Genomic DNA, 25,921 nt, shown 5'->3' on the forward strand with positions numbered 1-25,921 from the left:
TTCAAGGAAATGAATCCAGAACTAAGCATATGGAATAAATACAGATCTAAAGCAGGTCTTGTTGCGCTTGTAATAGTTTGCCTAAGTGTATTTCTGAATTCCTGTTTTGAAAATCCTTCCCCTCCGGAACTCACCACACAGCAAATTGAGCTTGTTGATGCAGTTACGATAACAAGCGGTGGAAATATAACAGACAATGGCGATGCAGAGATTTTTCAAAAAGGTATTTGCATGAGTCTGAACAATACTCCAACAATGCAGGATTTTTTCACGATGGATGGTGTTGGTAATTCGGATTTTACCACAATTCTAAACCTGGATCCCGATAATACTTATTACATTAGGGCTTATGCCATTAATGGCGCAGGCATCGGGTATGGAAATGTTTTATCCATCACATTGGAACCGCTGCCTTTTACCGAGGCTGTGATTATGGATTTTGGTGATATTACAGGCAATCAGGCATTTATGAGAGGACGTATTGAATCGAATCAAACGATTACTTCAAGAGGAGCCTGCTGGAGCACCTCACAGAATCCTACCATTAGCGATAGTAAAACCGATGCAGGAAATGGTACAGGAATTTTCGAAACTACCATTACCGGACTTGCACCAGGCACAAGATATTATGCCCGCGCCTATGCGGCTACCGATATCGAAGTTTTTTACAGCAGCAACTATGAATTCATCACCTTGGGATACCCTCAGCTTACAACCAAGGAAATAATCAACGCAGGAACTTTTGTGATTTCTACCGGCGGGGATATGATTTCGCAGGGGCTGATCTTGAATGCAGGAGTTTGCTGGAGTACTAATCCATCACCGACTATTGCTGATAGTAAAACCGAAGACCAACTCGTTTATACATCTTTTACCAGCGATCCATATGGACTATTGCCGGCAACGACTTACTATATAAGAAGTTATGCGACCAATATTGCGGGTACCGGATATGGAAATGAATTAGTAATTACCATGCCTGATGCAGCAGTATATGATCTGGATGGGAATCCATACTCATCTGTAAGCATTGGTTCACAAATCTGGTTGACCGAAAATCTTAGAACCACAAAATATGCCAATGGCGAAAATATCCCCAATATTATTAATGATGACGATTGGCAGAATGCCACATCCGGAGCCTGGAGCTATCATGAAAATATTCCTGATTATGAAGTGCCATATGGTAAATTGTACAATTGGTTTGCCGTAATCGATTCCCGTAATGTCTGTCCTTCAGGATGGCATGTTCCGAGCGATACAGAATGGCAAACACTTATTACTTTCTTGGGGGGCAGTGATTTTGCCGGCAATAAATTGAAAGAAACAGGAACAGCACACTGGCAAGCAAATAATGATTTTGCAACGAATAGCAGCGGGTTCACGGCATTGCCCGGAGGAGCTCAAAGTGCTTCGCCTGGATATTCGTACCCCATTCAAAGCCTGGGAATGTTTTGGAGTACTGCTCCTGTTGATGGAGAAAATGCTTACGGTTATTATTTATTCGATTCCTATCAATCCATCAATAAGCAGGAATATATCAAACAAACTGGTCTTTCAGTGCGGTGTGTAAAAGATTAAAGTTCATTCTTTCTTTAATTTCCGGGCCTTTTCTGTGTTTATTAGGAGGAAACATGCGGTTGATTCATATCATTCGCTTGGTGCTGCCGGCAGGTGATTCATAATAAATGAGATTGTATAGGTTTACATCCTTAGCTTTTGCTAAATTCTTATAGCTTTTTCGAACGATTTAATTTTAAAAAAAACCTTATTCCGGATAAGGGTTCTAAAAGATACTTTTAAGATTGCTTTTTGGTTTGCTGATAAATTTGAACCAATGATTTTACAAAGTGATTTTATGGATTGCATTAAAGTCGGTTTCAAAATGCATAACGATTTGGTAAGTCGCGTTGCATCAATATAGAAATGGCAGACTCCAATGATTTTGAAAATGTGAAAAAGCTGATCGGTTTAAAATTGAAAGCCTAATAAGAAGCTTTCATCATCATTTACAGGAATATAGTTGTTGTATTGATTGGTAAATATTGTAACGATCTAAGTTTTTGTGTAACTTATAGTATATCGCCTTGCATCCGATAATTATCAGAAGAAACAAACACAAAACGAGTTGAAGCAATGCATCCAAAAGAAGACATATTTTACCAGGCACGAAATTTCAATACAATTGAATTGTGGAAAAATGTGACGGGGGAGCAGTGGTACGATGCCGATTGGCAGATAAAAAATATAATACGCAGTGTTGAACAACTGAAAAAGGTGATCAAATTAAATTCGCTTCAGGAAAATGAAATTAATAGAACCGTAAGTACATTAAAAAAAGAAGGAAAAGAAGCTTTAAGGATTACACCTTATTATGCTTCGCTGATGCAGGCTGATCCGTTCAATCCGGAGATGTTGCCGGGCGAAAAGTCGAAAAAAAGGCTCGACCCTATTTTTTGGCAATCCGTACCTACTCCTGCCAATTTATTATTTCCCAATACCGGAATTGAAGGGGCAATGGCTGAAAGATCGCGGAGTTATGGTGCTGCTTATCAACGTTACCCAAACAGGTTGGCTCTTTTTGTTGCAGAAAATACAAGTTGTGCATCGTATTGTGTTCATTGCCAAAGAGCAAAATCCTTAGATCGGTCTTTTGTTGTGAACAGAACTAAAATAGACAAAGGTTTGTTTTATATCGGATACAATAAAAATATTAACGAGGTACTTGTAACCGGTGGTGATGCCCTAATGGTAAGCAGAGGCCGATTGCAATACGTATTGGAAGAATTAAGCAGGATACCACATCTTAGGACAATAAGAATTGCCACCAGAGTGCCTGTTGTAATGCCCATGGCAATAACAGATGAATTGATGGAATTAATCAGGATTTCGGCAAACAAATTTAACAATGGTCCGGATAAGTATGTCTATTTCATGACACACATCAACCACTATCACGAGATAACAAAGGATCTGGGAATTGCAGTTAAGAAGATTCTTAATCATGGATTTACAATCAGAAATCAAACCGTCCTGCTCAATCATGTGAACGACTATTACAAAACACTGGCTTTAACTTTTACCCGAATGTTTTGGATTGGCATTCATCCATATTACTTGCTGCAGTGTCATAAGGAAAAGGGAATTGTTCATTTTATTACTCCAATTCAAATAGGTAAAATTTATATGAAACATTTACATGGCTGGATTTCGGGTGTTACTATGCCAAAATATGCGGGAAATATTGAAGGCGGGGGTGGAAAAGTGATATTAATGCCTTCCGGGCATGATACTTTGTATAAAAAATTTCATATTGAAGATAAAATATCCGAAAGTTATGCTTTAGTGTCGACCTGGGATGGGAAAGAAATTCTGGAATATGAAGCCCTCGGCAGAGCTACCTTCGAGGAGTTTTCGAACGGGGTTAAAATCATGGATGATTTTATAGGAAGAAAAGGAGTATTTGTTCCCAAATTAATAATTGTGGATAACAAAGGGAAGCGTATTGAAACAACAAACAGGACCAAATTGCCAAAACTGGAGAAAATTAAAAAATCGAAACTATTGGAATACGATGTAAGGGACAAAAATATGCCTCTGACTAATCCAGCAGATATATCGGATGAAATAGATGAACAGTTTAAAAAATCGAAATATTGCAGAAGTACTTCTACAGAGAATGAATAAACAGTTACCAATAAGAAGTTCTTAAATTTAAAAACATGAAACGTCCATTTATAAAGCTTTCTAAACACAGGGAGATGATTATATGGTAAGTTCCATCTGACGAAAACTTAAAATTATAAACAGATGAATAAAGTAAATAAAATATGTCAGAGTTGTGGAATGCCTTTGAAAAAAGATCCGAAGGGAGGAGGCACCAACAGCGACGGGAGCAAAAATTTAAAATACTGCAGTTATTGTTACGAGAATGGAGTGTTTCTTTATACCGGAACGCTTACCGATTTTCAGGCTTTCTGCAGACAAAAAATGAGGGAAGGCGGACATTCAAAGTTTATTTCGTGGATTTTAACCCGCGGCATGGCGCGTTTGGAAAGATGGAAGAAGTAGTGAAAATGCATGAGGAAGTTTCCTTTTAATAGTGCAATCAGAAACAAGATTGTTAATATTGCTGACGTGTTTTATCTAAACGAAGTAAAATGAAGCAATAATCAGGTACAAATGGAAAATTTTGATCGTAAAAAGCACTGGGAGAATATTTACCAGTCGAAAGAATTGAAAGACGTAAGTTGGTTTCAGTCATCGCCGGAAACTTCTCTCGGATTTTTTAAACAGTTTAAGGCAAACTCTTCGGCAAAAATTATTGATATTGGTGGTGGTGACAGTTTGTTGGTTGATCATTTACTGGATCTTGGCTATCAGAACCTATCCGTTCTTGATATTTCTGAAATCGCAATTGATAAGGCAAAACAACGGCTTGGCGAAAGAGCTAAAAAGGTAACTTGGATTGTTGCTGACGCTGCCGCATTCAAACCGACAGAAAAATATGATTTTTGGCACGATCGGGCAGCATTTCACTTTTTAACCGGCAAACAGGATATTTCAAATTATCTGGACACCGCACAGAAAAGCATCAATCCGGAGGGTGTACTGGTCATTGGAACTTTTTCGGAACAGGGACCCAAAAAATGCAGTGGAATTGAAATTAAACAGTATTCTGAAAGCTCAATGAACGATTTGCTGACTAATTTCTTTTCAAAAATAAAATGCATTACGGTTGATCACAAAACTCCTTCGGGTATAGTTCAAAACTTCGTGTTTTGTAGTTTTCGGAAAAATACATGATTGATAATAGGGATACTAGAATCATTTTTTATGCCAACAGGATATAACTTGTGCAGGTTGATGAACTGATTTTAAAAGGCTAAAATACAAAGAAGGCTTTAACTTTTTCAAAGTTGGGAACGTAGGATGTTCTTGAATACATCAATACAAATTTTCGGAAGGTAAAGAGGTACACGAATTTTTAGAAATTAGAAAAAGTTCAGGTAAGATTTTATTGCAGTCTGATGCCGAATGAATTTTAATTGGAAACAATTGTGTTTCTTGTTCCATCTCTTTGTTTGATGATATTTCTTTTTTGAAGTGATGCGCAACCAAATGGCATTCTACTCATCATTGGTGAGCAACGAATATTCTTTAGCACGGTATTTGTATACTTAAACTTCATAAATTATCGAAAATATACACGAAAAAATTGAAACATATGAAAAGAAATGTAATACTATTATTGGCTGTTTTCTTAGGCTGGAGTGCGATGGCACAAGCTCAAAAAAACTTTATCGATCAAAATTACATCGAAGTAAAAGGATTGGCTGAGTTGGAAGTTGTACCCGATGAGATCTATTTGAATATTCATTTGGATGAGGAGGACACAAAGAACAGGGAAAGCGTTGAAGTGTTGGAAAAACAAATGTTTGCGGCTTTAAAAAAGGCCGGCATCAATTTGGAGAAGCAACTTTCTGTATCTGATTTTGCAAGTACTTTACAGGATCATTTTATTAAACGTGCGGATATGAAGAAATCGAAAGATTTTGAGCTTTTAGTGCACGATTCAAAAACATTGGGAAAGGTGTTTGTTGAGTTGGATAAGATCAAGATATCAAACATAAGTATTTTGAGAGTAGATCACTCCGAAATTGAAAAGTTTCGCAGGCAGGTTAAAATAAATGCTGTTATAGCTGGTAAGGAAAAAGCTATAGCTCTGGCTGAGGCAATTGGTCAAAAAGTTGGGAAAGCCATTTATATCAATGAAGTTTCATCACCCTATGGCCGGCAAATGGTAAATACCATGATGCGGGTGAAAAGTGAAAGCTTTGAATCGGGTAAGGGTGCTCCTGATCTGGATTTTCAGAAAATAAAACTGGAGTATGCTGTGATGATTAGCTTTGCATTGGAATAGAGAGTTTTAATCACAAATAAATATGAAGATCTCTACAAGTAGGGATCTTTTTTTGTGCCTGTAAAAAGAAAGATTTAACCACCAAAGAAAGGCTATCACGAAGACATACAAAGAAAAACAACAAATGCTTCGTGATACTTTGTGCTCTTTGGGGTTGAATTTTCACTCCAGCAATCCCACGGATAGTGGTATTTATAGCGGCAATTCATCAATTTTCCCAACAACACTTTATCTATAAATGTTTTTTTTGTTCTTTTGTGGAGAAATCCAAAATCGAAAAATAAATGATCAAGATCTTATCTTATATTCTCAGTTTTATATTTTATATTCTCTTCTTATTGTTGTTGGTGATTTTTCATCCAATACAAGTAATCTGTCACAAGCTGTTTGGGTATCAGGCTCACAAGAATTCTGTTGATGTTTTAAACTTTTTTTTAATGCGCGTAGTTGTGTTTTTAGGCGTTCGCATTACCTCTCTGCCTAAAGTTAATTTGCCAACCGACCGGCCGTTAATCATTGTTTCCAATCATCAGGGAGTATACGACATCCCGCCAATTGTCTGGATTTTCAGAAAACACCATCCAAAGTTCATTTCAAAAAAGGAATTGGCTAAAAACATTCCGAGTGTGTCTTATAATCTTCGCCATTCGGGAGCCGCCTTAATCGATAGAAAGAACAGAGCGCAGGCAATACCGGAAATTTATAAACTGGGTCAGTTAATCGCGAAAAACAATTATGCAGCCAGTATTTTTCCAGAAGGAACCAGAAGTAAAACAGGAGTGATGAAACCTTTTAAAGCTGGTGGAATAGAAGCTTTACTTCAGGCCGCACCAAATGCGTTAATTGTTCCTTTTGTTGTTGATGGAAATTATAAAATTGAAGAAAAAGGAATGTTCCCCTTGTGCCTGGGAGCTAAGGTTAGCTATAAGGTTTTAGATCCAATTGAGCCTCTATCTTACACTGCAATTGAACTAACCGAAATGGTAGAAGCTTTAATTAAGAAAGAATTGAACCAATAATACTGATAAAAGATTGATGATGAACCAAAATAACAAAACAGCATTGGTAGTGGAAGGTGGCGCCATGCGCGGTATTTTTGCAGCTGGAGTTTTGGATCAGTTCATTGAGATGGAATTCAATCCTTTTCATTCTGTATTGGGAGTTTCTGCCGGAGCTGTTAATGTGGCAGCTTATCTTTCCAGACAGAAAAAGAGAAATTTTAAAATGTTCACAGATTATTCTTTGCGTCCGGAATACATCAGTTGGAAGAAGTTTTTAACAGGTGGCCATTTAATGGATTTAGATTGGTCTTGGGATATCACTGCCCGCGAACTGCCTATCGATCTGGACGTGCTTTTTGCCAACAATCCTGATTTTGAAATAGGTGTTACCATGAACTCCGATGGTCGTTCGGTTTTTATTAAGCCCGATGCAGAAAGCCTTAGTCATGTGATGAAAGCCAGCTGTACGGTTCCGCTTTTTTACCGCAATTTTCTGAAAATAGATGGCCAAATAGTTTCGGATGGAGGCGTTTCTGCGCCCATTCCAATTCAAAGAGCAGTTGAAAAAGGAGCTGTAAAAATTATGGTGATTCGTTCCCGTCCAAATTCTTTTCGGATGAAAAAAGGAATGGAATCAAAATTGGGACGTTTGCTCTTTCGAAAACATCCGGGTTTGGTGAAAGCATTGTTGAATCGCCCGGATAATTACAATTCATCCATTGATTTTATTCAAAATACTCCGCAAAACCTTCAGATTTTAGATGTTTGTCCTCCCGAAAGTTTTAAGACAAAGCGATTTACTCAGGATTATGCCACACTGTTAAGTGATTACGAGCTGGGGCAGGAAATGGGGCGGATTGCAATCGAAAAATGGAATCTTCTGTAATTTCATCCTAAAATCAGAATAAATATACTTCCTTATTAAACCTTTTATCGTTTTACTTGTCTATACAGTGCAACTAAAATCCGAATAAGGGACTTTCTTATTGCTCAAATGTTAATAAATATGTAAAATCATATATTTATTCATGTTTTTGAGTTTCGAATAGTATGTTTGTGCGGACAATTTATAAAACTCATAATTCAATTTAAATGAATCGAATAATTTTTCTGATCTGCTTAAGCGTTATTGCAATATCGGCTAAGGCAGTAGAACCGGTTTTAAAACCGGAAATGAAAGGTGGAGTAGTAAAAGGTATTGTGATGGACAATGCGATGGATATTCCTGTTGAATACGCAACAGTTTCTGTTTACAGTATGGCCGACTCAAGCCTTATTGACGGAACCATCACCGACGAAAAAGGGGCTTTCGAACTTACAAAGTTGAAGCCTGGAAAATACTTTGTTGAAATTACTTTTATTGGTTATAATAAAGCTGTAGTTCGAAATATTCCTATTGATGGAAACAGAAAACTGGCTGATTTAAAGATTGTGAATTTAAGGCAATCGTCAGAAACATTAGGCGAGGTTATGGTAACTTCAGAACGTTCGCCCGTTCAGTATCAAATTGATAAAAAGGTAATTCCGGTTAGCCGGCAAATTACTGCTGCCAGCGGAACCGCTGTTGATATTTTGGAGAATGTTCCATCTGTTAGTGTTGATATAGAGGGGAATGTAAGTCTTCGGGGCAATTCAAATTTCACTGTTTTGGTAGATGGAAAACCTTCTATTTTGGATGCATCGGATATTTTGCAGCAAATGCCTGCAAGTGTGATTGAGAACATCGAAATTATTACCAATCCTTCAGCGAAATACGATCCGGAAGGAACGGCTGGAATTATTAATATCATCACAAAAAAGAATGTTGAAAAGGGATTGAACGGAGTGGCTAATTTATCGGTTGGCAGCCAGGAAAATCGAAGTGGTGATATTTTAATCAATTATCGTAAGAAAAAGTGGAACTGGAATTTTGGATTTGATTACAGCAATCGTCAGTTCGAAGGCACAAGTGAAACCGAAAACAGAACCATTTTTGAGAATGTTACAAGTTCTGTTATATCTGATGGAGAATCATTGATGAAGCGTTTGGGCTATGGTATTCGCACCGGTTTTGATGTTGAAATAGATGATAAAAACAGCATTTCGTTTGGCTTCCGATACGGAAACAGAGACATGGAACGGGGTTCCGTTTTGGATTATCAAGAGTTTGACAGTGAAAATCCGGAAAGAATTTTATACGATAGTGAAGATCTTTGGAAGAAAGAAATGACTTTCGTTAATTCAAACTTTTCGTATACCAGAAAATTTAGTGGGAAAGGTCATCAGTTGGCTTCTCAGGTGACTTATTCGCATCGTGGAAGTGGTGATGAGCAGTCAACCAACGAATTGTTTGATGTTGATGGCAAGCAAATATCCGGGAAAATTGCAACTGAGGATGGACCGGGAACCAGATGGGAGATCCGCTCCGATTACACATTGCCATTGGGAGCAGATACAAAATTTGAATTTGGTTATCAGGGGCAGATTCGTTCAAACGAGGCGGATACAAAACAGGAGGATTTTGTTGTGGGAACCGGATATGTGCCTCAGCCATTATATAGTCATGATGTAACTTACGATCAGCAGGTGCATGGTTTGTATACAACTTATGCTTCAAAAATTGGAAAGTTTGGCTATCAACTGGGCTTCAGATCTGAATATACAAATCGGGAAATCGATTTTAAAGATGAATCAGAGCTTTTCACCATTAAACGGTGGGATTTCTTTCCAACCATACACACTCAAATGGATTTGGGATCAGACAATCAGGTGATGGCGAGTTATACCAGACGGATTCAGCGTCCGAGAGGTTATTGGTTGGAGCCTTTTGTTACCTGGACAGATGCTTACAATGTGCGACAAGGAAATCCTGATTTGAATCCTGAATATATTGACTCTTACGAGTTGGCTTATTCGAAGCGGTTCGGAGATCAGTCGGTGACTTTTGAAACTTATTACAAAGTCACTCACAATAAAATTGAAAGTGTTAGATATCCTTGGGAAGATCAGGGCAACGTAATGAAGAGTACTTCGGTTAATGTAGGAAATGATTATTCTTTAGGTATGGAAGCAACCATAAATTTGTCTTTTGGCAAATGGCTTAAGAACGATTTAATAGGTAATTTTTATCACTACAAAGAAGAAGGAGATTTCACAATAACCAATTCATCCAATGAGGATATTTATAAAGATTTTTCAACGAAAAGTTACAATTGGAGTTTAAGGAATAATTCAACCATTATATTTGATCCGGAAACACGGGTTCAGTTTACAGCGAATTATCAATCCGAGACGAATTGGGCCCAAGGGAAACGTAAGGGGTTCTTTACAACATCAGCAGCTTTAAAGCGAGATTTCATGAAACGTAAGTTATCTGCTACTTTCCAGATTCGCGATATTTTTGCAACGGCAAAACATGAAACCTTATACGAAGGGGATAATTTTTACAATTTTAGTCAGTTTAATCATAAATCACCAACATTTAATTTGAAATTAAGTTTTAAAATTAACAATTATAAAATGAAGCGTGAACGGGGATCAGAAGGCGGGGTTGATGTGGAAGAATTTGAAATGTAAAAGCGATTAACGAAATATTGAAGAAACTCACGGAATTAATTTCGTGAGTTTTTTTTTATGGGTGACATTTGATTGTCAATTAATTGACTGTTACTTGATAAGAGCTGAGATTACGATGAAGGATCCAGTGATGATGTTGATCCCAATCACTATTTTTCTGAATTTTTCAGGTTCAATTTTCCCGGAAAATTTAGCTCCAAAATGCGATCCGAAAAATAAAATGGGAAGACAGAAAAGAGCAAGGTTTACGGATTCCATTTCTATCATTCCCTTCATTAAAAAGGCTGCGGTAGTGAAAAAGGCGGAAAAAGTACTAAACCAGGCAAATACGCCACGGAATCTTTCTTTTGGATACCCTTTGCGATTCATAGCAATAACCAATGGCGGACCACCAACTGATATTGCACTGCCAAGAATACCGCTGATAAATCCGGCAAAAACAATTGGAAAATTTAAAAAGCGTTTGGCCAATTTCACTTTGCCTATCATCTGTATGGAGAAAAGGATAATCAGAACACCTGTTATGAGTCGTAAATTATCACTACTCACATATTCCAAAGCATAAACACCCAAAGGAATTCCACCTAAACTGGCAATAAACATGGGAATAAAATAGTATGCCCTAATTTTTTCTTGAAGTTTAAACAGGATTACCAAACTGGTTATCAAATTGAATAAACTCATGGCAGGAACTAAAACCTGCATGGGGAAAATAAAAGAAAGAAATGGGATTGCAAGTAATGCAAATCCAAAACCTGTCATCCCTTTTATAAATGCTGCCGAAAGGATAACGATAGCGCAAAGAACGATTTGAATTATGGTGATATCATGCATTATAAATCCAATTAATAATTTGTACTTGAATGATACAAAGTTAGCGGATTCAACAATATGTTTTGCGTTAAATATGCTTAAAATTTCTTTCCGGGAAATGTTATAAAACTTCCCTTAAGAAAGGGAATAAGGAATAAATTTGAATCGCTACGTTAGTCATAAACAACTTTACTGAAATGGCAAGTAAGATAATTCCAAAAACTTTACGTAAAACGTGAATTCCACCTTCACCAAGAATACGCTCAACAAGATTAGTTGAGCGAAGTACGATGTATACAAATATCATATTCAATACAATGGCAGCAATTAGATTTTCCATAGCATATTCGGCACGCAATGCAAGAACCGTTGTAAATGAACCTGCTCCTGCCACTAACGGAAAGGCGATAGGAACTATAGAAACTCCACTCGGCCCGTCATATTTAATAATTTCGATGCCGAGAGCCATTTCTACACCCATTATAAACAGTATGAATGATCCGGCAATTGCAAAACTAGAAATATCAACTCCAAATAGTCCAAGAAGTTTTTGACCTAAAAAAGTAAAGGCTATCAGCACAATAAGGGCAACAACAGTTGCTTTTAGGGCTTCAATTTTACCTCCTTTTTTCTGCAAATCTAATATGATTGGAATAGATCCAATAATATCTATTACCGCGAAAAGAACCATTGAAGAGGTGATGATTTGAAGAAAATTGAAATTCATGACAATATAATTTTGGACTTGTAAATAGACTTGCAATTAGCTCCGATAAACTTACAAATTTTTTAATCGAATGAGTAAGACCAAGCTTTCTAACTTCTTACTTTAGGAAGTTGTTTTTGTTAAAAATAATTGAAAAATGGATATGTATGTTTAAAATAAAACAATAATGAAGCTATTGTGTTTAAAATTTAAACTTTGGCGAAGATATATCTTTTTTTGAAAATGCCCCTAAGCTTAGCTAAAATATTTTAGGAGAGGGGAACGTATTAGTAGTATATGCAAAAAAAAGAGGCTGTCTCAAATGAGATAGTCTCTTTTTCGTTTTATAGTTTTTTATATTTATCACTGATTTCTTATTTTAGAGATATGAAATTAGTCCCTCAAAAATCTCATTTCAAAGCCTATCATCAAAACCAGATGATTCTTTTTCCGCCTTCTCTCTCGGATTTCATATCATCTGAACACCCTGTTCGTACCATCAGCAGTATTATTGATGGTGTCCAGATAGATCGTATCCTTGAAAAATACAGTTATACGGGAGCAAAGGCCTATCATCCCAAAATGATGCTTAAGTTATTAGTTTATTCCTATTTGTGTAATGTATATTCCTCTCGAAAAATAGAGCAGGCGGCATCAGAAAATGTACATTTCATGTGGTTGTCAGGGATGCAAAAGCCAGATCACAATACGATTGCCCGCTTTAGAAGCAGTCGATTAAAAGGTGTTTTAAAGGAAGTGTTCAGTCAAGTAGTCCTGTTACTGGTAGATTCCGGACATATTGATCTACAAACCATATATGTCGATGGCACCAAGATCGAGGCCAATGCAAATAAGTTTTCGTTTGTTTGGGGTAAAGCCATTCAAAAGAATATCCAACGCATGAAGGATCGGTTGGGGGAACTTTGGGATTATACAGAGCAGGTAGCCAAATCGGATTTAGCAAATGTAAGTAAGCCCGATTTAAGTGATGTTGATCCAGAAAAAATAGAGCAGACCATTGAGACAATTAATGAGGCCTTGAGGGATAAGAAAGTGGATGCTAAGAAACGCCGGCAACTCAACTATGCCAAGAAGAATTATGCTGATAATCTCCGAAAAAACGAGCAAAAGCTAAAGATATTGGAAGAGCGAAATAGTTATTCAAAAACGGATCCGGATGCAACCTTTATGCGAATGAAGGATGACTATATGCAAAATGGTCAGCTAAAACCAGGATATAACCTGCAGTTTAGCACACAAAATCAATTCATTGTAAATTATTCAAACCATAATAATCCAACCGATACAAAAACCTTTATACCTCATATGAAAGAGGTTCAACAGTTGTATCCAGACAAACTAAACAGCGTATGTGCAGATTCCGGTTATGGGTCTGAGGAGAATTATGAATTTCTTGAAGCGGAAGGATTAACCTCTTTTGTGAAATACAATTACTTTCATAAAGAACAAAAGAAGGGAGCCAAAACTTATTGCGAGTTTCACCCCAACAATTTATTCTACGACTCTAAACAGGATATTTACTACTGCCCAATGGGACAAGTAATGAATCTTAAGAAGATAAAAAAGGAAAAAAGCCAAGCCGGTCATTTTAAGACAATCCATGTTTATCAAGCTCAAAACTGTAACGGATGCCCACTTAGGGGGATGTGTCACAAAGCAAAAGGTAATCGAACGATTCAGATTAATCACCGACTTAACGAATTAAGAAGTAAAGCACGAGAACATTTAACCTCAGAAGAAGGATTGAAGCACAGGAGTCAAAGACCGGTTGATGTAGAGGCCGCTTTTGGTAACCTTAAACACAATAAAGGATTTAAACGATTTTTACTTCGTGGCAAAGAAAAAGTAGAAATCGAAATGGGATTATTGGCTCTAGCCATAAATCTTAAGAAAATGAATAGTAGAAAAGTGGCCTAACGGCCTTTCTTAATTCTTTTGAAGTCCTATTTCCTCTATATGAAACCTCTGTTTTGCATATTGGAGGTAAAAAAGACTTCCAAAAACAAATAAGCAGTATAAGGCAGTTTAATCTCAAAAAAACAAAAGATCATGAAAAAGAGGATGTCTACTTTGTTATGAGACATCCTCTTTTAAAATCATAGTTTACATCATTTCTTTTCAGTTTCCTGCAATGGCGTAAAATTTAGGGAGATACTATTGACACAATGCCGGGTGTTTTTTTTTGTGAATCCCTCTCCTGTAAATACATGCCCAAGGTGTCCATTGCAATTAGCGCAAACAATTTCTGTACGTCTGCCATCTGCATCAGGAATGTGTTTCACTGCACCATCAATCTCATCATCAAAGCTGGGCCAGCCACAATTTGATTCAAACTTACTGTCCGATCGATAAAGTCCGGCATTGCATTGCCTGCAGGTGTAAATTCCTTTTGCTTTATTGTGCAAGTATTTTCCGGTTCCCGGGTATTCGGTTCCTTTGTCAATAATTACTCTTTTTTCATCTGCGCTAAGCGCATTGTATTTATCTTTTGTCATTGCTTTTTGTGCTAATAAATTGTTACTTACAAAAAGGATAAGTCCAAGTAAAATGATATATCTCTTCATAATTAGCCCTTTTTATTTTGAATGATTCTAAAGTTAATTGAAAAACGATTCAGTTCAAAATTTACTGTACCCATTTATTGAATTTGCATTTTTAATTGCTTGAACAATAAGTTCTGGATTTGACCAAGGAATAAAATGATTTAAATCTTCAAGCAATATATGATCTACATTTTTATGAAATTTAAGATAGTAGGCTTGTGTTTGGTAGGGTACCAATACATCTTTTTTGCCTTGTATATAGCTCGTTGGGATAGTAATTTCGTGTAGTCTTTCTTCATTAGTTCCTAAATCTTCTTCCAAAGCCATCATTTCTATATTGCTGTTTTGCAATTCGAAAGGAACTATTTTATTCGTTATTCCACCTGATATCATGAGATTATACCATTTCGCTTTTTGGAATTTTGGAGATAAACAAGGAGCAAGGTATATGGCGTGACTTATTTTAGTTTGAAAATCAAGAATGGTTTGTTCCAACACAGCTCCACCATACGAATGTCCAACTATTGTAAATTTTTCGTTTAATTCTCCATAATGGTTTAAAACAGTAGCTGCTACTTTTGCCTGATCGCGAAGTCTTGCTTTGGCTGGAACGGTAGTTTTCCCATAACCAGGTCGATCATAGGAAATTATACAATATTCTTTTTGAAGTGTTTTATCTGCAAAAATGTACTTGAAATCGAACCAATATCCAGGAGAACCGTGAATTAATAAAACTTTAGGTTTTGATAAATCACCAATGTAATTGCTGTGGATTTGATAATTTCCATAAGGAATCATCTCACTTTGAGGGAAAATATTTTGAGCATGTAATTTAAGCATCACATTCTGATTATCAAATTCGTGTCTGAATTTCTGAAAGATTATAAATCCGATAGTAAATAGTAATAAAATTGCAAATCCGGAAATACACAACAGCTTTATAATCCTTCTCCTCATCTTCCTTATTCTTTTAAATTCGACTGTGTGTAATAAAATACTTTTTAGTCTGAAAAACAAGAGCTGATATGTTATAAATTCTTAATTTATAGGATTATACTGGTTGAAAGTGTTTCTTAATGGAAGGGAAGCTAATGCCTTATATCATAAAATATCTTTTTTATGAAATACCTTGAAGATGTTTATGAGCAATAATTGGATTGTTTAGGTTAAGTGCTTTCTTATTAATTGAATGAGTACATCTTTCTTTACAGGTTTTGCAATGTAATCATCGCAGCCATTTTCCAGTGATTTATTTTTATCGCCAAGCAGAGCGAATGCCGTTTGCGCAATAACAGGAAGGTTGGGTCTGATCCTTTTAATTTTTTGAGTAGCCTCATATCCATCCATTAATGGCATTTTAATATCCATAAGCACTAAATCGATTTTATCGTTTTTTTTGCAAATATCTACAGCCTCAAGACCATTATTAGCAACCAATACGTTACAGTGCATCTGATTTAGTAATTCTTCAAAATATATTCTATTGAATTCTTCATCTTCAACAACCAGGATAAGTTTGTTTTCTACCTTATTCATATAAATAACGATTTATTCTATCAAAAGTAAAGTATCTTTTTGAGCTATCTAAATCAAATTTAATTTTAAAATACAAAATACATTGTATTTTCTTGTTAATGAATTTGATTTTCCTTTAAAAGGTATTGATAATAAATGGATTATATTTTTACATGTTGATTTTTAAATAATACTCTTTTTAATCATTCGTTTTTGTTATCAGAAATTAAAGAGCATCAATTTATCTAATTAAAGACCAATTAGGAATTATTTCATCGTTAATAATTCTTCAAATTTATTAAAGAATGTACTAACATGATATCCATCCATTAATGCATGATGAGTATCAACACTAACCGGCATAAAGTACTTATCTCCAGTTTTAAAAACTTTTCCAAATACTATTTTAGGGATAGAATCTGAACCATTAAATATCCGCGGATGCTTAATACATGTAAAACTACGCCAGGGAATTACTGAAACATATATTAAATCCAACATAGGTTCAGAAACTAATATGTCCTTCTTTTTTGCTGATTCAATTGAATTTTTTGTCTGAATGTAGAAATTGTCAAAATTTTCAAGATAATTGAAATAGCAAAAATTAAATGTTTTATTGATTTTAAAGACAGTAGTTGTTCCGTTTATAACGGGATATTGAACTATTTTTCCGTTTAAAATTCGTAGTTTGAATTCAGGAATTTCGTTAATAACCTGCAGTGCTTTATGCATATAATGAATGAAAAAAGATTCATTGATTACTTTTGTCTTTAGGAACATTTGGGTGCATTCGATATTGGAAGTTGCACCCATAAATGGATCGTCAAAATCTTTGAAAAAATAGTACTGAGCTTTACGTTCCCAATTGTCAATATCAATTTCTATCATATTTCTAACTTTTAAATTCGATAATTTATTTTTGAAGAATCTATTGTTTCAAATTTGTTTCTTTTAATTCTTATTCTTCTGTGATCACAATCTTTTGGGAATCATTCAAGGCAAAATATTGTAGAATATACATAGAAAAACAGGACAATTGTTTCAAAGAAAGAATTTTATTTCGCGGGCTTATAAATATAATACAAAAGGTTGTTTTTGTAAGGGTTGCATAATCAGAGATTTGATTTTTTTTAAGGAGAGTGTTCCGTATTTTTAATAAATCGAAATTAGGAATTTGGAAAGTTTTCCATATCTTAGGTTTAGAAAACATAAATTTTTAATACATTACTTATTATGACAGACGGAACCGAATTAACCTGCGTATTTATAGGATCAATTATTGACGTGCAATATTATAAGGAAAGATTGGAAGAGGCTGGAGTTGCTTCTTTATGGAAAGATGAATTTAGTTCAGGCACCATTGTTGGATTAGGTGGCGTGCCAGATTCTGTTGAATTATTGGTTGCAGATGAGGACGCTGAAAAGGCAAGGAGATGTATTGAAGAATTGCAAAAAGAATAATCATTATACGCAGAGCATGATGAAAAAAATGTCCTTGTTGACTCTTGCTGTGTTGCTCTGGGGGTGCTTGATTGCTCAGGAGAAGGAAGATATAGTGACAGATCGTTCCAATCAGACTGTATCTGCTGCCATTGTTCCATTGAAAAAATTCCAAATAGAATCGGGGTTTTCGTTTGAAAGATATAATTCAGAAATCAAGAACACAACGTATAATTCAACATTGGTTCGTTATGGTCTTTTTGAGAAAATGGAACTTCGATTAGGACTCGCTTATTTGGGAACGAATGTTTCATTTGATGGGGGCAATTTTGATGAAAGTGGTTTTGCCCCAATTGTTGTCGGTGCAAAATTTCAATTGCTGGAGGAAAATGAAGTTCTTCCAAAATTAGCTTTTATGACCACTGTTACGCTTCCAAATACCGGAGCAAGCTGGTACGAAAATAAATACTTGGGTGTTGATTTTCGTGTTAATGGAGAATATTCACTAAATGAAGCAATGTCTTTGGGTGGTAACTTCGGGCTGGCTTGGAGTGGTGTTGAGAATGGCAATACAGCAGTAGGAATATACACTGCTGTGATACAGATGAGTTTATCGGAAAAGTTAGGAGCTTTCGCAGAATTATATGGTTTTCTTCCTAAAGAAGGAAGAAATGACCATCGTTGGGATGCAGGAATGACTTACCTTGTAAATGAGGATTTACTGCTTGATTTTTCCACTGGAATTGGATTAAATAAGGTTTCTCCGGATTTTTTTATTAGCTTAGGATTATCAATTAGAATACCTTAATAAAGGTATTGCATACATCAATTCAGAAAAAAGCTTGTTCAGAATTACTGAGCAAGCTTTTTTTCTTTATTTGAGGATTCCTTGAAATTAAAATTTTTTAATCTTACTGTTCTTTTAAATGACACATCTGACCTTTCGGGAAGGCAATTAAATCATCCGATTCAATAAGGGAGAAAATGAAATTAATTCAAATTCAATTTTTCCACATGCCAGGTAAAGAAATGTGCCGGTGCCGGCTGAATAGGAACAGCAAATACATTTTCAACAGAAATTATAAGACTTTCAAATTGATCGTTTGAATAAATTTGTTCTTTCGAATTTTATAAATGGTAATTTTTGTGATATTATTTATTTTTAGAACGTATTTAATAAATGGAAAATATGAAATATTATAGCAACAGCATGCTCATTGTGATCACTTTTCTTTTTTCTTTCAATTCTTGCCGTGTATCTGTAAAGTCAGAAGAGAATCGAAAATTACTAATGGAAACCGATATGGCTTTTTCTGATTATTTGGAGAATGGTATGAATAAAGCCTTTTATAAATATGCAGCAGAGAAGGCAGTAATGCTGAAGGATAATAGTAGTCCGCTGATAGGAAAAGAAAATATTAAAAAACAATTTTCAGGAGATGATACTCAAATTACATTTACCTGGTGCCCATTGGATGCTGATGTTTCAAAATCGGGCGAATTAGGTTATACCTATGGCACTTATTCTTTTCAGACGGTTGATTCCTTGTATCAGGGAACCTATGTTTCAGTTTGGAAAAAAGATGAAAATAATGATTGGAAATATGTACTTGATTCTGGAAATCAGGGCTTAAGAAAATAGGATTATCGTTTAGTTGATTTAATTTTCTTTCTTGTATTTCTGATTATGGAAGTTGTGTAAAGAGCTAACGCAATCCAAATTAAACCAAAGGCAATAAGTTGTTCGTATCTAAATGGTTCGTTATAGATCAATACGCCAATTAATAGCATTAGGGTGGGTGCAATATATTGCATAAATCCTAATGCTGACAGTGGAATTCGTTGTGCTCCTTTTGCAAACCAATACAAAGGCAAAGTGGTAACAATTCCCGTTAGCATCAAATAGCTTGAGATTGATATACTGCCGGTAAATAAAGCTCCATTTCCTATCCACATTTTATAAAGGATATATCCCAATGCAAATGGTGCCAGAATTAGTGTTTCAACAGCCAGAGCAGGTATTGCTTCAATTCCAGCTGTTTTTTTTGTTAAGACATATAAACCAAAAGAACAAGCTAAAATAATAGCAATCCAAGGGAATTTTCCGTAATCAATTGTAAGGTAAATAACTGCAGCAGATGCTATTAATACTGCAATGTATTTTAGCTTATCCAACTTTTCGTTAAGAACAATCATTCCAAGTATTACGTTTACGATAGGATTGATGTAATAACCTAAACTGGCTTCAACAATTTGTTTTGCATTTACGGCATAAATGAATAATCCCCAATTTAAACCTATTAACAAAGATGATATGATTAAACTCTTACGTGTTTTCTTTTGACGCAATAAATTCCATACATTTTTTTTCCGGGTCAGTAGTAAAAGGATAATAAGAAATGCAAACGACCAAAAAATTCGATGAGCTAAAATTTCAATCGCAGAAACATTGGAAAGTAATTTCCAGAATATAGGCAGTATTCCCCAAGTGAAAAAGGCTTGAAGGGCATATACATATCCTATTGTAGTATTCTTTGAATCTTCCATAAAAGTTTGAGTGAGCATCGGTTTTTGTTGGGCAAATGTAATTAAAATCAAAATTGTTTGCTTGCCAGATATCGAATTTAAAAGACGTAAAGAATGATGTAAGGAGAATTTATCTTTTGGAATAATAAATAATCTGAATGAATGTTAGAGCAGGTAAAAGAGTATTTAAGAATGGTATTTTATAGAGATTCAACCATTTTTCCTGATGCTTTTCAGGCGTTCCATATTCAGAATTTGTATGTTTTTCCCATTTAATGATATTACACCATCATTATTTAAATTGGCAAGTATCCGGGAAACACTTTCTCTTGAATTACCGGTTAAGTCACCAAATTCCTGTCGGGAGAGAGGTAGTGAAAAATTTGGCTCGTCAAAAATATCTTCAGCAAAAAAGCAAAGAGCTTCGGCAATTCTTCCCTGACTTTGCTTTTGCACTTGATTTACACAATGATCAAAATGCCCTAATTCATTCTTGCATAATTCGGTGATTATTTCGTAGGCAAAATCGCTGTTTGATGCAATAAAATCTTTAAAAGAGTCTAAACTAATAAAGCAAACTCTTGTTTCCATTAATGCTGTGGCAGAATAATGATTCACCTTATCTCCTAGGGTTGTAGGGATTCCAAGATAAATAGGTCCTTTAATAATCTTTAAAATTTGTTCTCTCTCAGGACCGGTAATATGTATTTTCACCAATCCACTTTTTACAAAGATAATATTTGAAGAAAGAGCATTTTGTCTGAAAATAACGTCACCTTTTTGGAATTGTACATCTACGCAGCTTTCCTCAAGCATTTTTAGTTCTTTATCGTTTAAAAAATTTGAAGCAGACGACCTGTTGCTGCAAAATTTACATGATTTTTCATTCATAAATTATTCTTATCAGGATTAAAGAAATAATTATTTATTAATTGTTCTGATTTTGAGTCAAATATGTGTATTAAATATGTTTTTACTGTGCTATAGTAATGAAACGAGATGTAAATATATAAATATTTCTATAATGTGATATGAATCACACTAAAATATATTTCACATCACGCCTTAAAAACCAGAAGGCATTTTTCCTCTCTATATATTTGCAATCAACACGAATTGAAAATCAAATGACAAATTAAAAATTGATTGTCAGAACTGTTCTTCTTGGAGGGGCAATTGTTCTGGATATGTGTGATTTAATAATTGGTGTGCAGAAAAAGTCAAGACCAACATTTACTCAAAACTCAGATATAAGTTTATTAATATAATTCAAAACTAAAATGCAACAAGTAACAGAAATTCAGGCTGTTGATTTTCAAAAACAAATTGACGCCCTTACTGCAAAGGTTTCCATGCTGGAAGGTATGAATCAAGATCAATTATCAATCGCGGTTGTATCAGGTGATTTTGATAAAATTTTGGCGGCTATGGTTATTTCTCTCGGAGCAGCTGCAATGGATACAGAAGTGAAATTATTCTTTTCATTTTGGGCCCTTGCCGCTTTACGTGATCCTAAAAAATCAGTCACTGGAAAGAATTTTATTTCTAAAATGTTTGGCGTTATGCTTCCTAAAGGAAAGGAGAAATTGAAATTATCGAATATGAATATGTGCGGAATGGGACCACGAATGATCAAATCGATTATGAAAAAGCATGGTGTTCTTTCTTTGGAAGAAATGTTTAAACAAGCTGGTGAGTTTGGTATTGAAATTACTATTTGCGAGATGTCGATGGATTTGATGGGAATAAAAAAAGAAGAATTGATTGATTATCCAAATATGCGTTTTGCAGGTGCTGTAACATTTGCCGGAGATATGGGTGAGAGCACATCACAGTTATTTATATAAAGAGAATTTTTTAATTATTAAAATTTAAGATCATGACACAAGAAGAATTATTGGAAATAAAAGCAGATACATCTGTAGATGCACGTGGAACTTCATGTCCCGGACCACTATTAGCAGCTAAAAAAGCAATTGGAACTATTGATAAAGGTCAAATTATGGAGATTCTTTCTGCCGATGAAGGTACAAGAAATGATATTCCAAAATGGTGTAACAAAAAAGGGTTCGAATGTTTAGGAACGCTGGAAGAATCTGGATTTTATAAAATTTATCTAAAAAAATAAAGATGGGAGCGGAAAAAGTAAATAAAAGCCCGAAGATTTTGGTTTTTTCAACAGAAAAAATCTCCGATCCGGCTATTGATATGGCGGGCTTATTGAAATTACATTATCCGCCTACTGTCTATACCATCACAGTTCCTTGCTCAAGTGGAATCAAATCAAAGTGGATTTTACATGCCCTTGAGCAAGGGTTTGATGGTGTATTTATAGCTGCTGATGGAACCGACTGTCCATATGGTGAATCTTGTGTCGATAAAACCGGTCAGCTTGTAGGTGCAACTCAAGAACTTTTAAAGCAAAAAGGAATGGATCCAGCTCGTCTTAAAATGGCGGCCATATGTTCTGTGTGCAGTGAGCCATTCGTAAAACATGTAAAGAGTTTTACTAATTATTTAATGAATTCTTCAAATTAAGCAGAATGTCGGAAAAGAAAATATTAGAATATGATGTTCTTGTTGTAGGCGGTGGTATTTCTGGCGGAGAAGCGGCTCTGAATCTCGCAAATCTTAATTATAAGGTTTTGGTGGTTGAGAAAGACTTATCTCTTGGTGGAAAGATGATTGCACTTAGCAAGGTATTCCCAACTCTGGATTGTGCGGCTTGTATCACTACTCCTAAAGTATCTGAAATATCCAGACATCCCAATATTACGATCATGTTTAGTGCCGAGGCTAAGAAGATTGATAAAATTGGAGAACATAATTTTGAGGCTCATGTGCATCAAAAACCAAGATACGTAAATATCGAGGACTGTACAGCATGTCAATTGTGTGAGAAAGCATGTCCGGTTAGTGTAATAGACGAATACCAACAAGGTTTGGTGGGGCGTAAAGCTGCCTTTATTCCATTTAGTATTGCGAGTCCTCGTGCTGCAGCTATCGATATCATAAATTGCACTTTGTGCGGAGCATGTGAAAGAGTGTGCCCGACAGGATGTATTGATTTTACACAAACAGACAATGACTTTATTGTTAAAACCAAAGCTGTAGTTGTGGCTACCGGTTTTAACTTGTTTGATCCGCTTAAAATTCCACGTTACGGTTACGGAAAATATAAAAATGTAATTACTTCCATGCAAATGGAAAGACAACTCGCTCCAACCAGACCCTTTAATACCATTCTGAGACCTGGAGATGGAAAAATGCCTGATAATATCGCATATGTACTGTGTACAGGTTCACGCGATAAATCGGTAGGTAACCCAATTTGTTCCCAGGTATGTTGTATGTATTCCATAAAACAAGGTCAATTGTTAATGGGATCGCTGCCAATGGCTGATGTGACCATTTATTACTTGCATATCAGAGCATTTGGAAAAGGTTTTAATGAGTTTTACGATCAGTCCAAAGACATGGGTGTAGAATTTATTAAAGGTAAAATTGGTAATATCACTGAGAAGGAAAACGGAAACTTAATTCTACGATACGAAGATATTGAAGAAGGTAAGGTGAAGGAAGCAGAACACGATATGGTTGTACTTTCAGTAGGTGTGATGTCTAATTCTGAAATTTCTGATTCTTTCCAAGGTGAATCGTTACGATTAGATGATTATGGATTTATCAATCAAAATGATATTCTGGCCAGTCCTGCTGAAACCAGCATTGATGGCGTATTTGTTGCTGGTACAGCTACGGGTCCAATGGATATTCCTGATTCAATATTGTCAGCAGGTGCTGCTTCTGCAGAAACTACAAGTTATTTAAGGAGGGCATCGTTATGAAACGTCCATGCCAAGGATATTTTGACATACAGGAGGATGATTATTCCAGCATGGAAAGTTCCATATGGCAATTAACAAAGCAAATTATAATCATATGAAAAAGAAAATAGGTGTTTACGTATGTCATTGCGGAGGGAATATTTCAGATTACGTTGACGTGGAAAAGGTTCGGGCCGAGATTGAGAAGGATGAAAGCGTATTTTTATCGAAAACAACTATGTTTGCCTGTGCAGATTCCAACCAGAAGGATATGGTTACAGATATTGCAGAAAAGCAATTGGATGGTGCCGTTGTTGCTTCTTGTTCTCCCACATTACATTTACTTACATTTAGCGCTGTTGCTGAAAGAGCCGGGTTGAATAAATACAATTATATTCATGCAAATATCAGAGAACAAGCTTCCTGGGCTCATTCTGATGATAAAGTTGGGGCAACCGAGAAAGCAATTCAGATTGTAAAAGCGGCTGTTGCAAAAGTGAAGAGGTCGAATGCCCTTGAACCATTTCGGGTAGCTGCGACCAATGCTGTAGCTGTTGTTGGTGCCGGTATTGCAGGGCTTCGTTCAGCAATCCAATTAGCCGAATCAGGAGCTCAGGTATATTTAATAGAACGTGAATTTTTTGTAGGGGGTAGAGTTGCTCAATGGGATGATTTGTTTGTGTCAGATGAAACTGGTAAAGAGTTAATTACCCGTCTTTACGACAAAGCAATGAATCACAAAAATATTACATTGTTTACAGGGGCTGAAATTATTGAGAATAGCGGGAGTGTTGGAAATATCTCATTGAAGGTGAAAATTGCTCCTCGTCATATGAAATTGGATTGCAACGAGGGTAATTTAGGGAAAGCCATTGAAGTTTGTCCGGTAGTTGTTCCCGATAAATTTAACTTTAATATTACTACACGTAAGGCTATCTATCACAATTTTCCCGGTGAATATCCTCAACTTCCGGTAATCGACATAGAGAATTGTACCCGCTGTGGAGAGTGTGAAAAAGTTTGCGAAAATGTTGATTTTAGTCAGAAGGATGAATTTCTAAATATTAAAGTTGGTTCTGTACTTCTTGCAACAGGTTTTGATCCATACGAGCCAAAAAATGACGAATTTGGTTATAAAACGATTGATAATGTTGTTACTCTTCCTCAATTTAAACGTTTGGTTCATTATTGCGATGATAAGCTTGTTTATAAAGGAAAAGAGGTTAAGAATGTCGCCTATATCTATTGTGTAGGTAGTCGTCAGGTTGACGGGGATAATAAATATTGCTCAAGGTATTGCTGCACAGCTACCATACATGCAGCAATCACTGCTAAAAAGAAATACAAAGATCTGTATAATTTCCATTTTAACAGAGGAATTAGAACCTATGGGAAACAGGAAGTTTTATACGATGAATCTTCTCGTTTGGGGGATATTTATTTGCAGTCATTTGAAGATCATCCACCGGTTGTGTCTAAGGAAGGTGACAAGACTATTGTTACTATTAACGATATTTTAACTGCCGATAAAACTTTGGAAGTGGAAGCTGATTTGGTGGTTTTGGTAACTGGTATGGTACCCCGCCAGGACAATTCAATTGGCAGTCTTCTGAAAATTCCCAGGGGAAGAGATAATTTCTTTAATGAAATTCACATGAAGCTGCGACCAGTTGAAACAGTAATTGATGGTGTAACCATCGCAGGTGCTTCTCAAGGGCCAAAGAATATTATGGAATCAATGAATTCATCTTTGGCTGCTGCAACCAAGTCTTTTTCATTAATTGCTTCGGGAGAACTTTCTCTTTCACCTACTATTGCCAAAATTGATGTGGATAACTGCGGGTGGTGTGGTAAATGTGATGATGCATGTCCATTTAGTGCTTTAACAAAAGCAGATGTTAATGGTAAGCTGGTTGCAGTTGTAAATGAATCTGTTTGTAAAGGGTGTGGAATGTGTATGCCTGTTTGTCCGTCCAATGCAATTGAATTGATTGGATATACTGACAATCAAATTGAAAGTATGATTGACGCTTTATTATCAACAGATTAAAACT

The 25,921-nt window shown here is 35.7% G+C and carries 25 protein-coding genes; 17 read left to right on the forward strand and 8 right to left on the reverse strand.

From position 1 onward, the window contains the following. Nucleotides 1–9 precede the first annotated feature (9 nt). The 8 genes from ACKU4N_RS09045 (at nt 10) to ACKU4N_RS09080 (ending at nt 10,479) form a co-directional block, all read left to right on the forward strand. Nucleotides 10–1,581 carry a fibrobacter succinogenes major paralogous domain-containing protein gene (locus ACKU4N_RS09045; RefSeq protein ID WP_321322582.1) on the forward strand — a complete coding sequence of 524 codons (1,572 nt, stop codon included), beginning with the start codon at nt 10–12 and terminating at the stop codon, nt 1,579–1,581. A gap of 555 nt (nt 1,582–2,136) precedes the next feature. Beyond that, on the forward strand, nt 2,137–3,687 hold the full coding sequence (locus tag ACKU4N_RS09050; protein WP_321322583.1) for a KamA family radical SAM protein: 1,551 nt from the start codon (nt 2,137–2,139) through the stop codon (nt 3,685–3,687). 123 nt (nt 3,688–3,810) lie between these two features. After that, on the forward strand, nt 3,811–4,071 hold the full coding sequence (locus ACKU4N_RS09055) for a zinc ribbon domain-containing protein (protein WP_321322584.1): 261 nt from the start codon (nt 3,811–3,813) through the stop codon (nt 4,069–4,071). A 111-nt stretch (nt 4,072–4,182) separates the two neighbouring features. Next, a complete protein-coding gene (locus ACKU4N_RS09060) occupies nt 4,183–4,806 on the forward strand; it encodes a class I SAM-dependent methyltransferase (protein WP_321322585.1) in 624 nt (207 codons plus the stop codon). 421 nt (nt 4,807–5,227) lie between these two features. Further along, on the forward strand, nt 5,228–5,923 hold the full coding sequence (locus ACKU4N_RS09065; RefSeq protein WP_321322586.1) for an SIMPL domain-containing protein: 696 nt from the start codon (nt 5,228–5,230) through the stop codon (nt 5,921–5,923). 284 nt (nt 5,924–6,207) lie between these two features. Further along, the gene (locus ACKU4N_RS09070) at nt 6,208–6,942 is read left to right on the forward strand and encodes a lysophospholipid acyltransferase family protein (RefSeq protein ID WP_321322587.1); all 735 of its coding nucleotides are present in this window, start codon (nt 6,208–6,210) and stop codon (nt 6,940–6,942) included. 16 nt (nt 6,943–6,958) lie between these two features. After that, nucleotides 6,959–7,810: a patatin-like phospholipase family protein gene (locus tag ACKU4N_RS09075; RefSeq protein WP_321322588.1), complete on the forward strand. Its 852-nt coding sequence runs from the start codon at nt 6,959–6,961 to the stop codon at nt 7,808–7,810. A 206-nt stretch (nt 7,811–8,016) separates the two neighbouring features. Further along, entirely contained in the window at nt 8,017–10,479 is a 2,463-nt protein-coding gene (locus tag ACKU4N_RS09080; RefSeq protein ID WP_321322589.1) for a TonB-dependent receptor, read from the forward strand. Between the two features lie 90 nt (nt 10,480–10,569). On the opposite strand, the gene ACKU4N_RS09085 is transcribed toward ACKU4N_RS09080, so the two are convergent. Then, nucleotides 10,570–11,313, reverse strand: coding sequence for a sulfite exporter TauE/SafE family protein (locus ACKU4N_RS09085; RefSeq protein ID WP_321322590.1), 744 nt, complete (start codon nt 11,311–11,313; stop codon nt 10,570–10,572). A 100-nt stretch (nt 11,314–11,413) separates the two neighbouring features. After that, complete coding sequence (locus tag ACKU4N_RS09090) at nt 11,414–12,019, reverse strand: MarC family protein (protein WP_321322591.1); 606 nt, start codon at nt 12,017–12,019, stop codon at nt 11,414–11,416. 366 nt (nt 12,020–12,385) lie between these two features. Here ACKU4N_RS09090 and ACKU4N_RS09095 point away from each other — a divergent pair, with 366 nt between their 5' ends. Then, a complete protein-coding gene (locus ACKU4N_RS09095) occupies nt 12,386–13,936 on the forward strand; it encodes an IS1182 family transposase (RefSeq protein ID WP_156197454.1) in 1,551 nt (516 codons plus the stop codon). Between the two features lie 191 nt (nt 13,937–14,127). On the opposite strand, the gene ACKU4N_RS09100 is transcribed toward ACKU4N_RS09095, so the two are convergent. The 4 genes from ACKU4N_RS09100 to ACKU4N_RS09115 form a co-directional block, all read right to left on the reverse strand. Beyond that, nucleotides 14,128–14,583: a methionine-R-sulfoxide reductase gene (locus ACKU4N_RS09100; RefSeq protein ID WP_321322592.1), complete on the reverse strand. Its 456-nt coding sequence runs from the start codon at nt 14,581–14,583 to the stop codon at nt 14,128–14,130. A 54-nt stretch (nt 14,584–14,637) separates the two neighbouring features. After that, the gene (locus ACKU4N_RS09105; protein ID WP_321322593.1) at nt 14,638–15,519 is read right to left on the reverse strand and encodes an alpha/beta fold hydrolase; all 882 of its coding nucleotides are present in this window, start codon (nt 15,517–15,519) and stop codon (nt 14,638–14,640) included. A gap of 204 nt (nt 15,520–15,723) precedes the next feature. Next, nucleotides 15,724–16,098 (reverse strand): response regulator, encoded by a 375-nt coding sequence (locus tag ACKU4N_RS09110; protein ID WP_321322594.1) that lies wholly within the window; start codon nt 16,096–16,098, stop codon nt 15,724–15,726. A 246-nt stretch (nt 16,099–16,344) separates the two neighbouring features. Further along, complete coding sequence (locus ACKU4N_RS09115; RefSeq protein ID WP_321322595.1) at nt 16,345–16,965, reverse strand: CatA-like O-acetyltransferase; 621 nt, start codon at nt 16,963–16,965, stop codon at nt 16,345–16,347. 345 nt (nt 16,966–17,310) lie between these two features. Here ACKU4N_RS09115 and ACKU4N_RS09120 point away from each other — a divergent pair, with 345 nt between their 5' ends. The 3 genes from ACKU4N_RS09120 to ACKU4N_RS09130 all read left to right on the forward strand — a co-directional run bounded on the left by ACKU4N_RS09120 (nt 17,311) and on the right by ACKU4N_RS09130 (nt 19,159). Further along, nucleotides 17,311–17,538, forward strand: coding sequence for a putative signal transducing protein (locus tag ACKU4N_RS09120; protein ID WP_321322596.1), 228 nt, complete (start codon nt 17,311–17,313; stop codon nt 17,536–17,538). Between the two features lie 16 nt (nt 17,539–17,554). Continuing rightward, nucleotides 17,555–18,325, forward strand: coding sequence for a transporter (locus tag ACKU4N_RS09125; RefSeq protein WP_321322597.1), 771 nt, complete (start codon nt 17,555–17,557; stop codon nt 18,323–18,325). 381 nt (nt 18,326–18,706) lie between these two features. Then, entirely contained in the window at nt 18,707–19,159 is a 453-nt protein-coding gene (locus tag ACKU4N_RS09130) for a YybH family protein (protein WP_321322598.1), read from the forward strand. Between the two features lie 2 nt (nt 19,160–19,161). On the opposite strand, the gene rarD is transcribed toward ACKU4N_RS09130, so the two are convergent. Next, entirely contained in the window at nt 19,162–20,064 is a 903-nt protein-coding gene (gene rarD / locus ACKU4N_RS09135; protein WP_321322599.1) for an EamA family transporter RarD, read from the reverse strand. A gap of 189 nt (nt 20,065–20,253) precedes the next feature. Beyond that, nucleotides 20,254–20,934: a Crp/Fnr family transcriptional regulator gene (locus ACKU4N_RS09140; protein WP_321322600.1), complete on the reverse strand. Its 681-nt coding sequence runs from the start codon at nt 20,932–20,934 to the stop codon at nt 20,254–20,256. 389 nt (nt 20,935–21,323) lie between these two features. On the opposite strand from ACKU4N_RS09140, the gene ACKU4N_RS09145 reads away from it, so the two are divergent. From ACKU4N_RS09145 to ACKU4N_RS09165, 5 genes are all read left to right on the forward strand, one after another. Next, complete coding sequence (locus tag ACKU4N_RS09145; RefSeq protein WP_321322601.1) at nt 21,324–21,890, forward strand: DsrE/DsrF/DrsH-like family protein; 567 nt, start codon at nt 21,324–21,326, stop codon at nt 21,888–21,890. Nucleotides 21,891–21,922: 32 nt separating this feature from the next. Beyond that, a complete protein-coding gene (locus tag ACKU4N_RS09150) occupies nt 21,923–22,171 on the forward strand; it encodes a sulfurtransferase TusA family protein (protein ID WP_124994216.1) in 249 nt (82 codons plus the stop codon). Nucleotides 22,172–22,173: 2 nt separating this feature from the next. Continuing rightward, nucleotides 22,174–22,581, forward strand: a complete 408-nt coding sequence (locus tag ACKU4N_RS09155) for a hydrogenase iron-sulfur subunit (RefSeq protein WP_124994215.1) — start codon at nt 22,174–22,176, stop codon at nt 22,579–22,581. 5 nt (nt 22,582–22,586) lie between these two features. After that, nucleotides 22,587–23,888, forward strand: a complete 1,302-nt coding sequence (locus ACKU4N_RS09160; RefSeq protein ID WP_124994214.1) for a CoB--CoM heterodisulfide reductase iron-sulfur subunit A family protein — start codon at nt 22,587–22,589, stop codon at nt 23,886–23,888. A 94-nt stretch (nt 23,889–23,982) separates the two neighbouring features. Next, nucleotides 23,983–25,917: a 4Fe-4S binding protein gene (locus tag ACKU4N_RS09165; RefSeq protein WP_321322602.1), complete on the forward strand. Its 1,935-nt coding sequence runs from the start codon at nt 23,983–23,985 to the stop codon at nt 25,915–25,917. Nucleotides 25,918–25,921 lie beyond the last annotated feature (4 nt).

It is taken from the genome of Labilibaculum sp., from assembly GCF_963664555.1.
GTDB lineage: Bacteria > Bacteroidota > Bacteroidia > Bacteroidales > Marinifilaceae > Labilibaculum.